Raw genomic sequence first — 19,266 nt, 5'->3', positions numbered from 1 at the left:
GTGGAATTTCATGCGCAGCGGCGTATTTCTGGCCGCGGTGACCCGGCGGCTGCGGCCACACCACCCGGGCTGGCCCGCGGTGCTCGGCCCCCTGTCCGGACACGACCGCGCGGTCACCCTGCGTCCACCCAGACCAGCCGACGCACCCGATTGGTGCGAGGCGGTGCGTACGGACCGCAAGTGGCTGGAACCCTGGTGGCCGACCAGCGCCGCCTCCTGGGACAACCGGTCCTGCCAGCAGGTCTGGCGGGCCCGCTGCGACAACTTCCTGCGCGCGGCCCGGCGCGGCGGCATGATCCCGATGGTGGTCGAGGTGGACGGCCGCTTCGCCGGGGAGATGATGCTGGACCGGATCGACCGCGACCAGGGCCTGGCCGAACTCGGCGGCTGGGTCTACTCCGCCTTCCACGGCACCGCGGTGGCCGCCACCGCCATGCGCGAGCTGATCCGGCACGGCTTCGGCCCGGTCGGCCTGCGCAGGCTCACCGCGCCGGTCGGGGTGGGCAACCGGGCGGCGGGCATCCTGGTGGCGCGCAACGGCTTCCGCAAGGAGGGCGTGCTGCGCGCGCACATGCATGTCGGCGGCAAACTGCTCGACCATCAGCTCTGGGGCCTGTTGCCGGAGGACGCGGAATGGCTGCGGGGCCCGGCGAATATTGTGGGGTAATGAGCTTCCACCGGTCCGCCCAGCTGCAGGCACGGTTGCACGAGCTGGTGCCGGGAGGTGCGCACACCTACGCCAGGGGCGCCGACCAGTACCCCGAATTCATGACCCCGGTACTGGTGAAGGGCGCGGGCGCCCGGGTCACCGACGCCGACGGCAATGAGTTCGTCGAGTACGGCATGGGCCTGCGCGCGGTGACCCTGGGCCACGGCTTCACCCCGGTGGTCGACGCGGTGCGCGCGGTGCTGGCCGACGGCCTCAACTTCACCCGCCCGACCACCCTGGAACTGGCCGCCGCCGAGGACTTCCTGGCCGCGGTGCCCGGCGCGGACATGGTCAAGTTCGCCAAGAACGGCTCGGATGTGACCACCGCCGCGGTCCGGCTGGCCAGGGCCGCCACCGGCCGCGACCTGGTCGCCATCTGCGCCGACCAGCCGTTCTTCTCCACCGACGACTGGTTCATCGGCACCGTGCCGATGTCCGCGGGCATCCCGGCGGCGGTCCGCGCGCTGACCGTGGCCTTCCGCTACAACGACCTGGACTCGCTTCGGTCCGTTGTGGACGTCCACAGTGGACGGATCGCCTGCGTGGTCATGGAGGCGGCCACCGCGCTGGCCGAACCCGAGCCCGGTTTCCTGGCCGGTGTGCGGGAGATCTGCGACCGGCACGGCATCGTGCTCATCTTCGACGAGATGATCACGGGTTTCCGCTGGTCCGCCGGTGGCGCGCAGCAGGTGTACGGGGTGCGCCCCGATCTGTCCTGCTGGGGCAAGGCGATGGGCAACGGCTTCCCGATCGCCGCGCTGGCCGGCCGCCGGGAGCTGATGGAGCTGGGCGGACTGGCCACCGACGCGGACCGGGTGTTCCTGCTCTCCACCACGCACGGCGCGGAATCGGTGTCGCTGGCCGCGTTCCGCGCGGTGGCCGCGGTGTACCGGGAGTCCGATCCGGTGGCGGTGATGGAACGCCAGGGCACATCACTTGCGGGCGCGGTCAACCAGCTGGCCAGGGAGTACGGCGTGCAGGACGCGGTGGCCGCGCTGGGCCGCCCGTCCTGCCTGGTCTTCACCACCAGGGACGCCCAGGGCCGCCCGTCCCAGGCCTACCGCACGCTGTTCCTGCAGGAGCTGCTCAGCCGGGGCGTGCTCGGCCAGTCCTTCGTCATCTCCGCCGCGCACACCGACGCCGACCTGGCGCACACCGCCGAGGCGGTGCAGGGCGCGCTCGGGGTGTACCGCAAGGCCCTGGAGGCAGGCTCGGTCGAGGGCCTGCTCCAGGGCCGCCCGGTCGCCCCCGCGTTGCGGAGCCGGGCCGAACCGCGGCGACTATGACGCTGAGGAGGAGGGAGCCCGCTCGGCAGCGCGCAACAGCACCGCGCCCACCCCCAGTGCGAGCACCCCGCGCCATGACCCCGCGGCGTCCTGCGCGGCCAGGTCAAGGCCGTGCAGGAAGATCTCGTGCAACCCGAAGGCCGCGCACACCGTGCCGAGCACGATCAGCGGCGCGGACACCGGCCCGCTCCGCCGGTTCTCCCGTTCGCCGGTCTCGAAGTGCCGCAACCACTTCACCAGCGCGAACAGCACCAGCCCACAGGCCAGCAGCCACATCGGCCGGGAGGACCACCAGGCCGCGCCCGGCTGCGGCAGCAGCAGTTCCGGCGCGAGCAGGCAGACCCCGGCCACCAGCAGTGCGGCCGGGATGTGCCACAGGTACACCGTCATCAGGGTGGAGTTCCCGCGCTGCAACACCTTCCGGGTCCGCGCCCCGTCCAGCCTGCGCTCCAGCCACGGAGTGAACCGGGCCAGCAGCGCCACCTGCGCGATGCCCAGCAGCACCATCAGCACCGTGGGCGGGGCCAGGTTGGACACCGGCACGTCCGGCAGCCCGATCGGCGCCGGCGGGTACGGCCCGAACACGATCAGCGCCACGATCCCGGCCACCGCGACCCCGGCGACCCCCAGCAGCCCCCGGTCGCCGAAGCGGGCCAGGCCACCGCGGGCCAGCACGATGCCCAGCTGGTGCACGGTCACCCACACCAGCACCAGGCTGACATCGCCGAGCATCCCGGCCGACCCGGCCAGCCCCACGGTGGCGAACCGGTAGGTGTCCACCGCGGCCACGGCCAGGGTCAGCACCGCGGGCACGGCCAGGCCGAACCGGTCGTGCAGCCGCACCATCAGCGGGGCCAGCGCGACCACCACCAGGTAGACCGCCAGGAACCACAGCGGGTTCGCCGCCTGGTCGCCCACGATGGCGATCGCGGGCTGACCCAGCAGCGAACCCGCGGTGGCCAGCGCCGCGCAGATCCCGACCAGTGGCAGGGTCGGGGTCACCAGGCGGCGAGCCCGGCGGGCCAGGAAGGTCACCGCGGACTGGCCCTTGCGGACCGTCGCGTCCACCCCCGCGGTGTTGACGAACCCGCCCGCGATGAACACCAGCGGCATCACCTGCAGGAACCAGGTCGCCACCCAGGTCACCGGCCCCGAGAACGCGATCCCCGCCTTCACCGCGCCATTGGTCACGGTGATCACCGGACTGATCCAGTGCAGCAGCACGACCATGCCCACCGCGGTCAACCGGACCAGATCCACCACCGCGTTGCGATTGCCGGTGCCGACCGGCGTAGCCCCGCGGACCCCCATGCTGCTCATGGGAAAAAGCCTCGCGGGCCGGGCCCGCCGCGGCCATGGGGTGGACTCCCGAGTCGACTCAGGGGCAGCTCCCCCAAAGGTAGGGGGGCTGACACCACCTTTGGTCGGTCCGCCGCGCGCCGATACGGTGTCAGACGATGAGCCAGCCGCAGCCCGACCAGCCGGAAACCCAGTCCGCCGCACGCCCGGCCTGGCAGCTCGCGCTGCCCGCGATCGTCGTGGTGGCCGGGGTGCTGCTCGCCTACCTAGCCCTGGGCCGCACCGGCGGCGACACCCCGACGGCCGACGCGCCAGCGCCCACCGCCTCCGACACCGCCGCGCCGCAGACGCCCAACCAAAGTCAGATGGACGCAGCCGCCCGGCAACTTGACTCCCGGTTCACCCGCCGCCGCGAGGGCGACCCGTATGCCAAGGGCCGGGTGGACGCGCCGGTGGTCATGGTGGAGTACGCCGACTACCGCTGCCCGTACTGCGCCAAGTTCAGCACCGACACCCGCCCCGAACTCGTGCGCCGCTACGTAGACCAGGGCCTGCTCCGGATCGAGTGGCGGGACCTGCCGATGTTCGGCGCGGAGTCCGAGGCCGCCGCGGTGGCCGCCCGCGCCGCCGCCCGGCAGGGCAGGTTCTGGCCGTTCCACGAACTGGCCTTCGCCGAGGCCCCGCGCTCCGGGCACGCCGAGTTCGGCCCGGACCGGCTGCGTGACCTGGCCCGCCGCTCCGGCGTGGCCGATATGGCCAAGTTCGAGCGCGACCTGGCCGATCCGGTGCTGCGCCAGGAAATCCGCACCGACGCCGCGGAGAGCCAGGAGATGGGCCTGACCAGCACACCGGCCTTCCTGATCAACGGCCGCGCGGTGGTCGGCGCCCAGCCACTGGAGACCTTCGTCCGGCTGATCGAGCAGGCCGCCAAGAAGTGACCGGCCAGCTCGGCTACCTGGGCGCGCTGCTCGGCGGCGCGCTCGCGCTGGCCAGCCCCTGCTCGGCGTTGCTGCTGCCCGCCTTCTTCGCCTACGCCTTCGGCCGCCCGGCCCGGCTGCTGGCCCGCACCGGCGTGTTCTACCTCGGCCTGGCCACCACCCTGGTGCCCCTCGGTGCGGCCGCGGCCAGCCTCGGCGGCCTGCTCACCGCGCACCGGCAGACGGTGATCACGGTGGCCGCGGTGCTGCTGATCGGTTTCGGCCTGGCCCAGCTCGTCGGCCGCGGCTTCGGCTCCGGGCTGTCCCAGCGCTTCGCGGCCACCACCAGGATCTCCTCGGCCGCCTCGGTGTTCGTCCTCGGCGCGACCTACGGCCTGGCCGGGTTCTGCTCCGGCCCGATCCTCGGCGGCGTGCTCACCATGGCCGCAGCCGGTGGCGATCCCGGCTACGGCGCGGCCCTGCTCGCGGTCTACGGCCTGGGCATGGTGCTGCCGCTGTTCGCACTGGCCGCGCTGTGGGACCGGTTCAAACTGGGCGAGCGGACCTGGTTGCGTGGCCGGGAGATCAGCCTCGGCCGCCTCCGCCTGCACTCGCTGAACCTGGTGGCCGGACTGCTGTTCATCGGCATCGGCGTGCTGTTCCTGGTCACCGACGGCACCGCCGCGCTGCCCGGGATCGTCAGCGTGGACACCGAATCCGCGCTGGCCGAACGCGCTGGCGAGTTCGCCGCCGGGGTGCCGGACCTGCTGGTGCTGGCCCCGGTGCTGGCGGTGGCCTCCTTCGTGCTGATCCGCCGCCTGCGCCGCTGACCCGCGTCGTTAACCGGGCAGCGGCAGCCGCAGCGCGCGCTCGGCGATGCCCTGCAGCACCACATCGGTCTGCTTGGTCTCCTGGCCCACCCACACCGCGCGCACGATCCGCACCCTGGTGCCATCGCGCGAGGTGGAGGCCACCGCGGGCGCGAACGAACTCGGCCCGCCCGGCCAGCTCCGGCCCTCGCGCAGCAGCTCGTTCACCCCGCCGCTCTGCTCGTCATCGGCCAGTACCTGGAAGCGCTGCGCCTGCACCGCGTCGGCGAAACTGACCACCACCACCGACACCGCGGCCTTGCGCTCCTCGTTGACCTCGAACAGGCTGCGCACCAGCGCGGTGCACGGGTTCTCCCGCAGCCACTGCTGCAACTGGCCGTAGGCCCTCGGCCCGCAGTCGGCCTCCCGGGAGGAGCCGCGCGGCACGAAGTCCAGACCGTCCACAGTGGACTCCGGTGGCTCCGCGCTGCGCAACGAGGACACCGCGCCGCCGCCCTCGGGCCTGGCCGGTTCACCGCTACAGGACTGGGCCACGGTGGCGATCAGCAACACCAGCGCCAGCCCGGCCAGGGCTAGCCCCGCCAGCGGCAGCCACGGCTGGCGCTTCTTCGGGCGGGGCGTGGCGGGGCGCGGCGGCGCTGGGCGGCCGTCGGCGGTGAAGCGGGGGATGAGCATGGTGCTGGCACTGGCCAGATCCGGACTCACCGAATCGGCGAAACCCTCCGCGACCAGCTCACCGGCGGTCAGCGTGGCGGTGCGCCGGTCCACACTGGACAGCAGCCGCCGGGCGGCCTCGGCGGTGCACGGACGTTCGTAGGTGGACAACTCCTTGACCGCGGCCAGCATCGCGGTCGGCGCCGGGTGCAGCACCCGGACCCCGCGGTGCAGGTCCCCGGTGGGCTGCAACACCTGGGCGACATACGGTCCGACCGCCACGATGGTGGACACGGGTAACGGCTCGATCCGCTCCGCCTGCAGGCGCTGGGTCAGCGCGGAGGCCGCGGTCAGCGCCTCCACCGCCGGGTTGAGCAGCCCGTCGTCCCGGATCAGCGGCCAGCCGTCGACCTTCCACTGCCCCTGCAACGGGGCTTCCAGCTTCATCGCCGGACCGGGCAGGTCGACCCCGACCACCACGATCACCCCGCGGGGCAGCACGATCACCGCGTCCAGCGGCCGCAGACTGCCCGGCGGTGTGCAGTCCAGCAGCGCGATCCCGCCGGCCAGGTCGGTCCCGGCGCCCCAGGTCGACAGCGCGGCGCGCATATCGGCTTCCACGCCCTCCACCCGGGCGGAGGGATCGTCACCGAGCCGCACCAACCGCACGCCCAACACCTCCGCGCGTGACTCGTCCCGTCCCGGTTGCTCCGGTCGGCTCAAACCGTAGCGGGAGTCCCCCCGTGGGTTACGGGCAACCACCCAATTCGCGGTCAGTAGCCGAACACACTGGGTGAACGCCCCCGGCTGGGTGACACTGATCGGGGTGTCGGTTGGTTCTTCTGGCGCATTGGCGGTCGCGCAGGGCAGAATGACCGCACGGGTGATCGCCGGAAAGTCACGACGCACCGTCCGTTGCACAAGACGAGGAACGCGGGGAAGACGTCCCTCGTCGAGTAGCGGAGGTCAGCAGTGAGCGCACGGGGATGCACCGGTGGCGTTGTCTACGTCCACTCGTCGCCGTCTGCGGTCTGTCCGCACGTCGAGTGGGCGATCTCGGGCACCCTTGGTGGCCGGGCCGATCTGAAATGGACCGCCCAGCCGGCGGCGCCAGGACAGCTGCGCGCCGAATGCGCCTGGACCGGCGATGCCGGCACCGGCGCGTCGCTGGTGTCCGCGCTGCGGGCCTGGCCAATGCTGCGCTTCGAGGTCACCGAGGAACCCAGTGCGGGCGTGGACGGCGAGCGGTTCTGCCACGTCCCTGGCCTGGGCCTGTGGCGAGCCCGCACCAGCGCCAACGGCGACATCATGGTCACCGAGGACCAGCTGCGCACCCTGATGGCGGCCAACCGCGCCGCCGAGGCCATGACCCACCGCCTGGGCGAGCTGCTCGGCGCGGCCTGGGACGACGCGCTGGAGCCGTTCCGCCGGGCAGGCGACGGCGCGCCGGTGACCTGGCTGCACCGGGTGGGCTGAACAGCTCACTTGGTATGGCACCCTGGTGGGGTGAGTGGGCTGCGGCGGTTCTGGCCGCTGTTTCTCGTCGGGCTGGTGCTGCTCGGCGCGGTGTCGATCGGGCTGACCCTGCGTCAGGCCTACCCCACCGCGGGTGCCGACCCCGAGGTGCGCGCGGTCATCGACAGCACTTCGGCGCGGCCACGGGAGCAGGAACCCGGACCGTCCACAGTGGAGTTCACCCCGGACGCCAGCGCGCACCCGGACGCCCCGGCCATCAAGAGCCTGCTCACCGGCTACTTCGAGGCGATCAACAGCCGCAACTTCGACCAGTGGCGCGCACACGTCACCGCCAAGGTCTCCCAGGAGACCCAGCGCGCGGTCTGGAACGCCGACTACGCCACCACCAAGGACGGCAGCATCCTGGTCCGCCGGGTGATCAACTCACCCGGCGGCACCCTGCGGATCATGCTGACCTTCACCAGCACCCAGGACCCGGCCAAGTCCCCGCCGGACGCCCGCTCGGACTGCAACCGGTGGCGGGCCACCTACCAGCTCGCCGTCGAGGGCCGCACGCTGCGCATCGACAAGGGCTCGCCGCTGAGCACCATCGTCTCGGCCTGCTGAACACGCACTACAGCGGGATGTTGCCGTGCGCGCCGCGCCCGGCCACCGCCCTCGCCAGCGCCTCGGCCAGCCTCCGCCGGGTGTGCCGGGGCTCGATCACCTCGTCCACCACCCCCAGCTCCACCGCGCGCGCCACCCCGCCCGCGACCCGCTCGTGCTCCCGCGCCAGCTCCGCCCGCAGCTCCGCCCGCTCCGCCTCCGGGACGGCCGCCAGCCGACGCCGGTGCAGCACGTCCACCGCGGCCGTGGCGCCCATCACCGCGACCTCGGCCGTCGGCCAGGCGAAGACGGCGGTGGCGCCCAGGGCACGGGAGTTCATCGCGATGTAGGCGCCGCCGTAGGCCTTGCGGGTGATCAGGGTGACCCGGGGGATGACGGCCTCGGCGAAGGCGTGCAACAGTTTCGCGCCGCGGCGGACCACGCCCTCCCACTCCTGGCTCACCCCCGGCAGGTAGCCGGGCACGTCCACCAGCACCAGCAGCGGCACCCCGAAGGCGTCGCAGAGCCGGACGAAGCGGGCCGCCTTCTCCGCACCGGCCGAGTCCAGGCAGCCGCCCATCCGGATCGGGTTGTTCGCCAGCACGCCGACAGTGCGGCCGCCGAGCCTGCCCAGGCCGGTCACCACATTGGCCGCCCACCTGGGCTGGAGTTCCTCGACGCTGTCCAACAGCTCACGCACCAGCGGGCGCACGTCGTAGGCGCGTTGCGGCCGCTCGGGCAGCAGCGCGGCCAGGTCCTGCTCGGCGCGCACCGCGTGCGGGTCGAACAGGCCGGGCCGGGCGAACAAGGCGGTGATCCGCCGGGCGCGGGCGCAGGCGTCGGCTTCGTCGGTGGCCACGATGTGCGCCACGCCGGACTTCTCGCCGTGCGCTTCGGGACCGCCGAGCGCGGCCATCTCGATCCGCTCGCCGGTGACGCTGCGCACCACCTCCGGGCCGGTCACGAACACCCGGCCGGCCTCGGCCATGATCACCACGTCGGTGAGCGCGGGACCGTAGGCAGCGCCGCCGGCCGCCGGGCCGAGCACCACCGAGATCTGCGGGACCTTGCCGGAGGCGCGGACGATGGCCGCGAAGACCTGGCCGACCGCGTCCAGCGCGGCCACTCCCTCGGCCAGCCGCGCGCCGCCGGAGTGCCACAGGCCGATGATCGGGATCCGTTCGCGCAGCGCGGTGTCGATGGCCGTCACCAGGTGCGCGCAGCCCGCGGTGCCCATCGCGCCGCCCAGCCGCGCGGCGTCGGTGCAGAAGGCGATCACCGTGGCGCCCTCGACCCGGCCGCGCACGGTGTGCACGCCGCTGTCGTCGGGCGGGTGCAGCGCCGTCATGGCGCCGTCGTCGAGCAGGCGGCTCAGCCGTAGCTCGGGAGAACGGGGATCGAGCCCCGTGTGGTCGATGGGTTGGTCAGTCCTGGTCGCCAATGCCGTCATCAAACGCTCCTCGAGAGGTGCGGGACAGGCAGGAGGAGGCTGACGCCCCGGTCTGAGGGCGCCCCGGCACAACACCGGGGCGAAGACTCAGACCGAGGCGAAAGCCAGTGCGACGTTGTGCCCGCCGAAACCGAACGAGTCGTTCACGGCGGCCTGCAGCCGGACGTGCCGGGGTCCACCCGTCACCACGTCCAACCCGACCGCGGGGTCGAGGTTGTCCAGGTTCAGCGTCGGCGGGATCACGCCGTCGCGGACCGCGAGCACGGTGGCGATCGCCTCCACCGCACCGGAACCACCCAGCAGGTGACCCAGTGCGGACTTCGGCGCGGTGACCACGGCGTGGGTGCCGATGGCGGAGCGGATGGCCGCCGCCTCGGCCACGTCGCCGACCGGGGTCGACGTCGCGTGCGCGTTCACATGTCCCACATCCGCGGGGGTGAGCCCGCCGGTGCGCAGTGCGGCCGTGATGGCCCGGCTGGCGCCCTTGCCCTCCGGTTCCGGGGCGGTGATGTGGTAGGCGTCCGCGCTGGTGCCGATCCCGGCCAGCTGCCCGTACACCCTCGCCCCGCGCGCCGCGGCGTACTCGGCCCGTTCCAGCACCATGATCCCGGCGCCTTCCCCGAGCACGAACCCGTCGCGGGCGGTGTCGAACGGGCGGGAGGCCCGTTCGGGTTCGTCATTGCGCGTGCTCATCGCCCGCATCTGGGAGAACCCGGCCACCGGCAGCGCGCAGATGCTCGCCTCGGCGCCGCCGCAGACCACGATGTCGCACTCGCCCGCCTTGAGCATCCGCCACGCCCAGGCGATGGCCTCGGCGCCGGAAGCGCAGGCGGAGACGGGAGCGTGCACCCCGGCCCTGGACCCCAGCTCCAGCCCGACCACGGCCGCGGGGCCGTTGGGCATGAGCATCGGGACGGTCAGGGGCGAGACCTTGCGCTTCCCGTAGGTCTCCAGGATGTCGTCCTGACCGAGGATGGTCAGGGCGCCCCCGATGCCGGTGCCCACCACGACGGCCAGCCGCTCGGGCTCGACCTCGGGTGCGCCGGCATCGGCCCACGCTTGCCGCGCGGCGATCAGGGCGACCTGCTCCGACCGGTCGAGGCGGCGAGCCTCGACCCTGGTCAGCACCTCGGTGGGTTCGACAGCGAGCTGGGCGGCGATGCGCACGTCCAGATCGAACCTGTCCACCCAGTCGGCCTTCAGCTCGCCGACCCCGCTGCGCCCGGCGAGCATCGCGTCCCAGGTGGACGCGACGTCGCCGCCGAGCGGAGTCGTCGCACCGAGACCGGTGACGACAACGTCAGGAGATGTCATTGGTTCTTCGAGATGTAGTTCACCGCGTCGCCGACGGTCTTCAGGTTGACCAGCTCGTCGTCCGGGATCTTCACGCCGAACTTGTCCTCGGCCTGCACCGCGACCTCGACCATGGACAGCGAGTCGATGTCCAGGTCGTCCACGAAGGACTTGTCGGCGGAGACGTCGGCCTGGTCCACACCGGCGACCTCTTCGATGATCTCGGCGAGACCTTCGAGAATTTCTTCGTTCGAAGCCATTGAGCTTGTTCCTTTCGAGTTACCCACCGACCAGAGCGGCAACGGCCGCCCCGGAGTCTTGTTGAGTTGCCGCCCCCGTGCTCAGGGGCAGATGACCACCTGTCCGGCGGACACCAGGCCGGCGCCGAAACCAATGAGCAGCAACACATCGCCACTCTTGATCTCACCGGCCGCACGCATGTGGTCCAGGGCGATCGGGATCGAGGCCGAGGAGGTGTTGCCGCTGGTGACGATGTCCCTGGCGACCACCAGGTCCTCCCGGGCGCCGCGACCGCGCAGTTCCTTGGCGATGGACTCCACGATCCGCAGGTTCGCCTGGTGCGGCACCAGCGCGTCGATGTCGGAGAGCTTGAGCCCGGCCAGTTCCACCGCGCGCTCGGCCACCGGCCAGTTCTCCGTGGTGGCCCAGCGGAAGACCGACTGGCCCTCCTGGTAGAGGTAGCGCTGCGGGGTCACCCCGATCACCTCGGCCATGCCGCCCGCGCTCTCCCAGGCCACCGGCCCGATGGCGGGTTCGTCCGAGGGTCCGACCACCACGGCACCGGCGCCGTCGGCGAAGATGATGCAGGTGGAGCGGTCCGTCCAGTCCACCCAGTCGGTGAAGCGCTCGGCGCCGATCACCAGCACGTACCGGGAGGAGCCGCCGCGGACCAGGTCCGAGGCGGTGGCCATGGCGTAGCAGAAGCCGGCACAGGCCGCGTTCACGTCGAAGGCGCCCGCCTTGACGATCCCGATCCGCGCGGCCACCTGGGCCGCGGCGTTGGGGATGGTGGTGGGCATGGTGCAGGTGGCGATGATGACGGTGTCGATCTCGGTCGGGTCCAGCCCGGAGTCCGCGACGGCCTTCTTGCCCGCCTCGACCGCCATGTCGGTCAGCGACTGGTCCTCGCGGGCGAGCCTGCGGGTCTTGATGCCCACCCGGCTCTGGATCCACTCGTCGGAGGTGTCGACCAGCTTGGCGAGGTCGTGGTTGGTCACCACGCGGTCGCCCTGGTGACTGCCTAGTCCGATGATCTTCGTGCCGACCGGGCCGGGGGCCAGCTGCATGGTTGGTCGCTCCTCGTTGCTCACGCCGCACCACCGGCGAACAGGTCGACCGCCTTGTCCAGGTCGGCCGGGGACTTCAGGGGGAGCCGCGCAACGTCGGGCAGCTCGCGCTTGACCAGGCCACTCAGGGTCCCGGCCGGAGGCAGCTCGACGACCGCGGTCACACCCTGAGCAGCGAGGGTGGTCATGCAGGCGTCCCAACGCACCGGCGAGGTCACCTGGGTGACCAGCCGGCCAAGCACTTCGGCGCCGCCGGTGCCCACAGGGAGCACAGCGCCTTCGGCGTTGGACAACAAGGGGCGCGTGACGTTGTTCACCGTCACCTGGGCGGCGCGGGCACGCAGCGCCTCGGCCGCCGGGGCCATGTATCCGGTGTGGAAGGCGCCGGCCACCGGCAGCGCCTTGACCCGTGCGCGCTCGGGCGGGTTCGCCAGCAGCTTGTCCAGCCCGGCCAGGCTGCCCGCGGCCACGATCTGGCCCGCGCCGTTGCGGTTGGCGGGGATCAGGCCGAACTCCTCGATCCGGGCGAGGACCTCCTCCGGCACCCCGCCCATCACGGCGATCATGCCGGTCGGTTCGAGCGCGCAGGCGGCGGCCATCTCGGCGCCGCGCACCGCGGCCAGCGCGACGGCGTCGTCGGCGGTGAGCACGCCACCCAGAACAGCGGCGGCGAGCTCACCGACCGAGTGGCCGGCGACCGGGACGTCGGTGGGCAACTCGACCCGGCGGGCCAACTCTTCGTACGCCAGCAACGCCAGGGCCACCACCAGTGGCTGGGTCACCGACGTGTCCTTGATCTCCTCCGCGGTCGCCGTGGTGCCGAGGCGGACCAGGTCCAGCCCGGTCAGCTCGGACCAGTGGGACAGCCGCTGCGCAGTGCCGGGCAGCTCAAGCCAGGGCTCGAACATGCCGGGGGACTGCGAGCCCTGTCCGGGAGCGAGGAGAGCGATCACGTCGGTAACTGAACACGCTCAAGGGGGTCTGGAGGCATGCCGCCGGGGACTAAGTTCGGCGGCTGGTTTTGTGGAGTGTCTACAAGCAGTAATAGAAAACGGGGCCAGATATGTCAGTTTCATTGTGGCGACCGCTAGAAGTCCGGCTCACGCGTTAGGCCGAATGGGTGAGCATTGAGACGGAGGTCACCAGAGTCCGCGGGCCCTGGCCAGCCGACCCACCGCGAGGGCCACCCGGAGCACCAGCGCGTCCCGCGGATCGGTGGCGGTGTGCCCGGTGATCTCGGCCACCCGGCGCAGCCGGTACCGCACGGTGTTGGAGTGCACGAACAGGGTGCGCGCGCAGCTTTCCAGCACGCCGCCTGCCTCCAGATAGGCCTCCACGGTCTCCAGCAGGGATCCGCCGGCCTCCACCAGCGGCCGCACCACCCGCTCCACCAGCTGCCGTTCGGCCTCGGGGTCACCGGCCAGCGCGCGCTCGGGCAGCAGTTCGCCGGAGCGCACCGGGCGCGGCGCGGCGGGCCAGCCGACCACGGCACGCAGACCGGAGATGGCGTCGGCGGCGCTGTGGTGCGCCTCGGCCAGGCTGGGCACGGTCGGCCCGGCCACCACCGGCCCGTCGCCGAAGGCCTCGGACATCTTGGCCAGCACGTCGTGCCCGGTGGAGCCGGCGACCGGCCCGCCGAGCACCACCACCAGGCGGGAGCCCTGCACGCCGAGCAGCACCGCGCGGCCGGTGCGGGCGGCCCGGCTGCGCACGTCGAAGACCACCGCGGGCGGGTCGTCGCTGGCCGGGTTGCCGACCAGCACGGTGGCCTCGGCGGCCAGGTCCCAGCCCAGCGCGGCGGCCCGGGACAGCAGCGACTCCTCGGCGTCGCCACGCACGATGCCGTCCACCATCAGCGCTTCCAGCCGGGCGTCCCAGGCGCCGCGGGCCTCGGCCGCGGCGGCGTAGGAGGTGGCCGCGGCGAAGGCGATCTCCCGGCCGTAGCGCAGCACGGCCTCGGTGAGCCAGGCGCGTTCGGCGGTGTCCCTGCCCAGTATCGGCAGCTGCTGCTCCAGCATGTCGATCGCTATCCGGACCAATTCCACGGTCTGGCGCAGGCTGACCCAGCGGGAGATGTCCCTGGGCGCGGCGCGGAATGCCTCGGCGGTGAGCCGGATGGCCTGGCGTGGGTCGCGCAGCCATTCCACGAAGTTGGCCGCGCCGGTCTGGATCACCAGCAGCACGCTGGCCCGCTGGTCGGCGGGCATCCGGCGGAACCAGGGCAGCTGGGAGTCCATCGCGGAGATGCTGGCCGCGGCCAGGTCCCCGGAGGCGCGCTCCAGTCCCCGCAGGGTCGCCGCGGACAACTCCGGCGGCGGGTGGGGCTGTGGCACGACCTCGGCACTCATGTCTCCCAGAGTCCCACGCCGTGGCATCGCTGAAGCTCACCCAGGGCGTTACCTCTGTCGAGTGACCGCCTATACGGGGAAAATCCCAGAATAATGTGCCGCCAGTCTGCCCTGTTTTCGCTGTTCACCCGCAGGTAGGAACGTTCTGCTCGCCCGAAAGGGGCACAGGCGATGCAGGAGGTCTCACCGTGCGTAGAACAACCGCCGCCCGTGGCAGGTGGCCGAGAGCAGCCGCGCTGACACTCGGTCTGCTCGGACTGCTCGGCAGCCAGGTCGTGACCGCGACCCAGCCCGCCGAAGCAGCCGAAACGGCCAACCCGGCCGCGCTCAAGGAGTTCTACAGCCAGGTTCCGAACTGGCAGCCGTGCAAGTTCAACAGCGCGCTGGACTGCGCCACCCTGGTGGTGCCGATGGACTACGGCAAGCCCAAGCAGGAGCGGATCGCGCTCTCGGTCAGCAGGCTCAAGGCCAGCGACCCGGCCAAGCGCCGCGGCATCCTGCTGTCCAACCCGGGCGGTCCCGGCGGCAGCGGCCTGGCCCTGCCGACCTACTTCTACGGCACCCCGCTGACCGAGGTCTACGACCTGATCGGCTTCGACCCGCGCGGGGTCAACGAGTCCACCCTGCTCAGCTGCGAGGTCACCACCGACCTGCACAAGCTCAGCTCGCGGCCGGAGGACAAGGACTTCGCGGCCTGGACGGCCAGCGCCCGGCAGAGCGAGGAAGCCTGCCGCAAGGCCGGTGGCGCGCTGCGCAAGCACGTCAACACACCCAACACCGCCCGCGATATGGACGTCATCCGCGGTGTGCTGGGAGAGAAGAAGCTCAGCTACGTGGGCTACTCCTACGGCACCTACCTGGGCGCGGTCTACGGCAGCCTGTTCCCCAAGCAGCTCGACCGCAGCGTGCTGGACTCCTCGGTGCACCCGGAGTGGATCTGGCGGCACCAGTTCAAGCAGCAGTCGGTGGCCTTCCGGGAGAACGTGGACCTGTGGGCGGAATGGGCCGGGCAGCGCAACAACCGCTTCGGCATCGGCAAGACCAAGGCCGAGGTGCTGGCCACCGTCGAGCAGGTCGCGGCCAAGCTGCACGCCACCCCGGCTGACGGCTTCGACCGCACCCAGTTCGACGCCGGGGTCGGCGGCGGCGCGCGCTACCGGTTCAACTGGGAGTTCCTCGCCGAGGACGTGAAGTACTTCCGCGACTTCCAGCCCGGCTCGGCCGAGTTCGCCGAGGCGGCCAAGGCGGGCAAGGAACTCGCCGCGCTGGGCCTGGCCCAGCTGCGCGCGGGCGTGTTCGACACGGTGACCTGCGAGGCGGACTGGCCGCGCGATCTCAACAGCTACTACCAGGACATGCGCGAGTTCCGGGACCGCTACCCCTACGGCCTCGGCGTGACCAGGGCCGCGCCGCGCACCTGCACCTTCCGCTCGTTCACCCCGCCGGAGAAGCCGGTCAAGCTCAAGCGCAAGGGCTACCAGACCGGCGTGGTGATCCAGGCCGACGGCGACACCCAGACCCACTACGACGGCGGCCCGGCCATGGCCGAACGCCTGGAGGACCACCTGATCTCGGTGGCCGACGAGGGCAGGCACGGCCTGTACGCACTGGGCGGCAACACCTGCGTGGACGAGCACGTCAACCGGTACCTGGTCGACGGCGTGCTGCCGCCGAGCCGGGTGATCTGCGCGGGCACCCCGCGGCCGGACGTGCCCACCGACGCCGAGTCGGCCTCGTCCCGGTCCCGCAGGCTCGCGCCGACTCCGCCGAGCGGGCTCGCGGAGAAGGTGCGGCAGGCCGCGGCGGCCAACAAGGTGACCAACCTGCCGTTCTGATTTAGGCGCTGAGACAACGAAAACGGGAGAAGGCCCGGCGCGAGCGCCGGGCCTTCTCATCCCTCCGGTCCCCACCGGTGGTTCTACTGTGGACGGTCAAGGGCCGTTGGGGCTAGTGCATTACTCCTATCGGGTCTGTGTTGCGCCTTGCTGGTTTAGTCCATCCGGCCCACGATCAACTCCGTAGCGACAAGCTGTCGCGGATATGAGGAGGAAGTCGTGGGAGGCGAACTACGCCGGGGACTCGCGGACGCGTGGTCCATGGTGGCCACATTCGTGCCGAAGCTCTTCGGCTTCTTGCTGATCCTGTTGGTCGGCTGGCTGATCGCCAAGGCGCTGGCCAAGGTGGTCTCGTTGCTGCTGCGCAAGACCGGCTTCAACAAGCTGGCCGACAAGGCAGGCGTCGGCACCCTGCTGGCCAGCCAGCGGGTGGACGCCGCCGAGATCATCGTCAAACTCGTCTACTACTTCGTCCTGCTGATCGCGCTGCAACTGGCCTTCGGCGTCTTCGGCGCGGGCAACGCGGTGAGCCAGCTGCTCACCGACATCATCGGCTACCTGCCGCGGATCATCGTGGCCATCGTGCTGCTGCTGGTGGCCGCGGCCATCGCCCGGATTGCCAGGGACCTGGTCGGCACCGCCATCGGCGCCCGCCCGTTCACCGCGCTGCTGCGCGGCATCACCTACGCCTTCATCCTGGCCCTGGGCGTGATCGCCGCGCTGAACCAGCTCGGCATCGCCACCACGGTCACCACCCCGGTGCTGATCGCGGTGCTGGCCACCGTCGGCGGCATCCTGGTGGTCGGTGTCGGCGGCGGCCTGATCCGGCCCATGCAGGACCGCTGGGGCCGCTGGCTGAACCGGATCGAGAGCGAGGCCGCGGCCACCCGCAGCCCTGCTCCCGCACCCGGCACCTCCAACCCGCCCGGTCCGCCGCCGAACGAGACCCCGACCCCGCCCGCGGGGACGCCCATCCCACCGACGCAGTAACTCACCGCTCCAGGGAAGCGAGCACGTCCTTCCAGCTCAGGTAGGCGAAACCGGTGGTCTCCAGCTCCTTGCCAGAGGGGTCGGTGGCCGCCGGTTTCCGTTCTCCGTCGTGCACCGCGAGCAGTCCGGCCGGGTAGCCGGGCAGCGGGGTGGTCACCACCGCCGCGCCGTCGGAGTGCTCCACCGAGTCCCGGCCGTGTCCTTCGCGCACCCGGAAGGTGCCCAGCACCGTGCCCGGCTTTTCCCGGTCGTAGACCACGAACCGGGAATCGCCCTGGCTGGAGGCGACCAGCTGCCCGCGGCCGTGCCCGGCGTCGGCGATGGTCAGGCCCTCCGCGTCCGCGGTCAGCCACTTCCCGCCGAAGCCCGGGTCCGCGCCGGTCGGCACGCACTCCTCGGTCTGCTCGTCGTACTTGGCGGGCACGCCGAACTCGCGCACCCGGTCGATCAGCTCGGGCTGGCCAAAGCCCTTGGCGGACAACGGGATCCGCCAGATGCCGACATCCTCCTGGGCCGCGTAGAGCACCCCGTGCCGGGAGTCGATCACCATGCCCTCGACCTGCGGGCCCTCACCCGGCTCGCCGCAGGGCGCCCAGGTCTTGCCGTCGGGCAGCCGGAAACTGGCCGGGAGGTCCACAGTGGACAGTTGCCGGACGGTGACGCCCTCGGCGGTGCGCACCGGGGTCAGCAGGGCCAGCCGGGTCTCGTGGCGGCGGCTGGCCACCACCAGCGGGGTGCCCCGGTCGGCGCCCACGGCCAGGCCGTAGGCGGTGCGCTGCTCGTCCACCTCGGCCTCGCTCTGGCTGAACACCCGCGGGGTCGCCGCCGCGGTCACGTCCTTGAGCACGGCCTTCCCAGCCGCCGCGCCGCGCGGGTCGACCCGGTACACCCGCACCCGGTCCCGGCCCCGGTCGCTGACAAAAGCCAGGTCGCCCAGCAGGTCCACGTTGTTGAACCGCCCCGGCGCGGCCCCGGCTGCCGGCGGCGGCGGGGCGGCCACCAGTTGCAGCAGCCTGCCCGCGAGGTCGAAGGCGGCCAGCCCGCCCTCCTTGAGCGTGCCCAGCACGACGCTGTCACCGCGCCGGGACGGGTGCACCCAGATCGCCGGATCGTCCGCGTTGGCCTTGGGCGGCGTGCCCGAGGCGTCGTCGACGAAGGCCGGGGTCTGGGCGGTGGGGATGACGATGCCGGGCCGGGCGTCGGCGACACCGGGCAGGCCGAGCGCGAGCAGCGCGGTGCTCGACACAACGGCGACAAGGGGGACCAGCAGGTTGCGCATGGATCAACCTTGGCCGCCGCAGGTGAACGCGGACAGTCTTTCAGGTCACTATCCCCTGGGCGGAATAGCGGCGGGGGAGCAGAGTGTTGGCCAGAACAGAAGTGTCGTGCGCTCCGGGGTCGGTGAAAATCCGAACCGGCGGTGACAGCCCGCGACCCGCCGGCAGCCAGCCGGCGGTTGACACGGTGGAATTCCGTGGCCGACGGTGAAAGTCCGGATGGGAGGTTGCGCACGCGCGCCCGCGTGCGTCGACTCACGTCCGCACGCTGGTGTCGCGTCGCCATTCCCGAAAACAGCCCTGGTGCCTGGGCTGTGGGGAGAGGCAGATGCGGTTCCTGATGGAACACGGGTTCGAGTTCTTCGGCCAGCGGGTCGCCTATGCCGAGCTGATCGGCCAGCTAGGCGCGCTAGCCGTGGTGTTCCTGGCCCAGCGCCGCACCCTGTGGACCTGGCCGGTGCAGATCGTCACCGCCGTGCTGCTCTTCAGCGTCTACCTCTCCGCCCAGCTCGGCGGCCTGGCCACCCGGCAGGTCGCGGTGCTGGCCATCGCGGTCTACGGCTGGTGGGCCTGGACCCGCCGCCGCGACCCGGTCTTCGGCGTCGCCGTGCGCGCGGCCAGCACCACCGAACGCCTGGTGATCCTCGGCCTGATGCTCGTCGGCACCACCGGGTTCGCCCTGCTGCTGGAGGCCCTGGACGCCTCCTGGGCGCCCTGGCCGGACGCCTGGATCTTCGTCGGCACCCTGGTCGCCTACGGCGCGCAGGCGGCCGGTCTGGTCGAGTTCTGGCTGGTGTGGCTGGCCGTGGACGCGGTCGGCGTGCCCTTGCAGCTGATGTCCGGCCTGTGGTTCTCCGCGCTGGTCTACATCGTGTTCGCGGTGCTGGTGGTGCGCGGCTGGCTGGACTGGAACCGCACCGCGGCCGCCGCCCGCAACAGAATGACGGTTGACACGATCGGGTGAGGCTGATGGGTTCAGGCGGGGCTCACGGGGGGCCCTGCCCGAACTC

General features: G+C 72.0%; 18 protein-coding genes and 1 riboswitch. Of the genes, 9 read left to right on the top strand and 9 right to left on the bottom strand.

Annotation, left to right across the window (positions count from 1 at the left end; translation table 11 throughout):
- Positions 1-10: 10 nt before the first annotated feature.
- Both MZC64_RS23415 and MZC64_RS23410 read left to right on the top strand, forming a co-directional pair.
- Positions 11-667: a GNAT family N-acetyltransferase gene (locus MZC64_RS23415; protein ID WP_247759831.1), complete on the top strand. Its 657-nt coding sequence runs from the start codon at positions 11-13 to the stop codon at positions 665-667.
- Positions 667-1,995, top strand: coding sequence for a glutamate-1-semialdehyde 2,1-aminomutase (locus MZC64_RS23410; protein WP_247759832.1), 1,329 nt, complete (start codon positions 667-669; stop codon positions 1,993-1,995). The genes MZC64_RS23415 and MZC64_RS23410 overlap by 1 nt, the downstream gene beginning before the upstream one ends.
- Here MZC64_RS23410 and MZC64_RS23405 read toward each other — a convergent pair.
- Entirely contained in the window at positions 1,990-3,315 is a 1,326-nt protein-coding gene (locus MZC64_RS23405) for an acyltransferase (protein ID WP_247759833.1), read from the bottom strand. The genes MZC64_RS23410 and MZC64_RS23405 overlap by 6 nt on opposite strands.
- Before the next feature lie 137 nt (positions 3,316-3,452).
- On the opposite strand from MZC64_RS23405, the gene MZC64_RS23400 reads away from it, so the two are divergent.
- Together MZC64_RS23400 and MZC64_RS23395 are read left to right on the top strand one after the other, a co-directional pair.
- The gene (locus MZC64_RS23400) at positions 3,453-4,232 is read left to right on the top strand and encodes a thioredoxin domain-containing protein (protein ID WP_247759834.1); all 780 of its coding nucleotides are present in this window, start codon (positions 3,453-3,455) and stop codon (positions 4,230-4,232) included.
- Positions 4,229-5,041 (top strand): cytochrome c biogenesis CcdA family protein, encoded by an 813-nt coding sequence (locus tag MZC64_RS23395; RefSeq protein ID WP_247759835.1) that lies wholly within the window; start codon positions 4,229-4,231, stop codon positions 5,039-5,041. Before MZC64_RS23400 ends, MZC64_RS23395 begins: the two co-directional genes overlap by 4 nt.
- Positions 5,042-5,050: 9 nt before the next feature.
- Here MZC64_RS23395 and MZC64_RS23390 read toward each other — a convergent pair whose 3' ends face one another.
- Positions 5,051-6,364, bottom strand: a complete 1,314-nt coding sequence (locus MZC64_RS23390; protein WP_247759836.1) for a hypothetical protein — start codon at positions 6,362-6,364, stop codon at positions 5,051-5,053.
- Between the two features lie 303 nt (positions 6,365-6,667).
- Between MZC64_RS23390 and MZC64_RS23385 the strand changes: the two genes are divergently transcribed.
- Positions 6,668-7,171: a DUF3145 domain-containing protein gene (locus MZC64_RS23385; protein ID WP_247759837.1), complete on the top strand. Its 504-nt coding sequence runs from the start codon at positions 6,668-6,670 to the stop codon at positions 7,169-7,171.
- A gap of 30 nt (positions 7,172-7,201) precedes the next feature.
- Entirely contained in the window at positions 7,202-7,777 is a 576-nt protein-coding gene (locus MZC64_RS23380; RefSeq protein WP_247759838.1) for a hypothetical protein, read from the top strand.
- Between the two features lie 7 nt (positions 7,778-7,784).
- Here the strand turns inward: MZC64_RS23380 and MZC64_RS23375 are convergent, their stop codons facing one another.
- The 6 genes from MZC64_RS23375 to MZC64_RS23350 form a co-directional block, all read right to left on the bottom strand.
- Positions 7,785-9,206, bottom strand: coding sequence for an acyl-CoA carboxylase subunit beta (locus MZC64_RS23375; RefSeq protein ID WP_247759839.1), 1,422 nt, complete (start codon positions 9,204-9,206; stop codon positions 7,785-7,787).
- Positions 9,207-9,293: 87 nt separating this feature from the next.
- Positions 9,294-10,520, bottom strand: coding sequence for a beta-ketoacyl synthase (locus MZC64_RS23370; RefSeq protein WP_247759840.1), 1,227 nt, complete (start codon positions 10,518-10,520; stop codon positions 9,294-9,296).
- Complete coding sequence (locus MZC64_RS23365) at positions 10,517-10,759, bottom strand: acyl carrier protein (protein WP_185002353.1); 243 nt, start codon at positions 10,757-10,759, stop codon at positions 10,517-10,519. Before MZC64_RS23365 ends, MZC64_RS23370 begins: the two co-directional genes overlap by 4 nt.
- A gap of 81 nt (positions 10,760-10,840) precedes the next feature.
- A complete protein-coding gene (locus MZC64_RS23360; protein WP_247759914.1) occupies positions 10,841-11,806 on the bottom strand; it encodes a beta-ketoacyl-ACP synthase III in 966 nt (321 codons plus the stop codon).
- A gap of 20 nt (positions 11,807-11,826) precedes the next feature.
- Entirely contained in the window at positions 11,827-12,759 is a 933-nt protein-coding gene (locus MZC64_RS23355) for an ACP S-malonyltransferase (protein ID WP_247759841.1), read from the bottom strand.
- 186 nt (positions 12,760-12,945) lie between these two features.
- A complete protein-coding gene (locus MZC64_RS23350) occupies positions 12,946-14,154 on the bottom strand; it encodes a CdaR family transcriptional regulator (RefSeq protein ID WP_247759842.1) in 1,209 nt (402 codons plus the stop codon).
- A gap of 188 nt (positions 14,155-14,342) precedes the next feature.
- Here MZC64_RS23350 and MZC64_RS23345 point away from each other — a divergent pair, with 188 nt between their 5' ends.
- Together MZC64_RS23345 and MZC64_RS23340 are read left to right on the top strand one after the other, a co-directional pair.
- Positions 14,343-15,989, top strand: coding sequence for an alpha/beta fold hydrolase (locus MZC64_RS23345; protein WP_247759843.1), 1,647 nt, complete (start codon positions 14,343-14,345; stop codon positions 15,987-15,989).
- Between the two features lie 219 nt (positions 15,990-16,208).
- The gene (locus MZC64_RS23340; RefSeq protein WP_247759844.1) at positions 16,209-16,979 is read left to right on the top strand and encodes a hypothetical protein; all 771 of its coding nucleotides are present in this window, start codon (positions 16,209-16,211) and stop codon (positions 16,977-16,979) included.
- A 1-nt stretch (position 16,980) separates the two neighbouring features.
- Here the strand turns inward: MZC64_RS23340 and MZC64_RS23335 are convergent, their stop codons facing one another.
- Positions 16,981-18,258, bottom strand: a complete 1,278-nt coding sequence (locus MZC64_RS23335; RefSeq protein ID WP_247759845.1) for a phytase — start codon at positions 18,256-18,258, stop codon at positions 16,981-16,983.
- Between the two features lie 104 nt (positions 18,259-18,362).
- A riboswitch (FMN riboswitch) is annotated at positions 18,363-18,491 on the top strand.
- 93 nt (positions 18,492-18,584) lie between these two features.
- Between MZC64_RS23335 and MZC64_RS23330 the strand changes: the two genes are divergently transcribed.
- Positions 18,585-19,220, top strand: a complete 636-nt coding sequence (locus MZC64_RS23330; protein ID WP_247759846.1) for a nicotinamide mononucleotide transporter family protein — start codon at positions 18,585-18,587, stop codon at positions 19,218-19,220.
- Positions 19,221-19,266 lie beyond the last annotated feature (46 nt).

Origin of the sequence: Crossiella sp. S99.2 (assembly GCF_023094165.1) — a bacterium.
In the GTDB taxonomy this organism is placed as follows: domain Bacteria; phylum Actinomycetota; class Actinomycetes; order Mycobacteriales; family Pseudonocardiaceae; genus Crossiella.
This window is presented reverse-complemented; position numbering and strand designations above follow the sequence as displayed.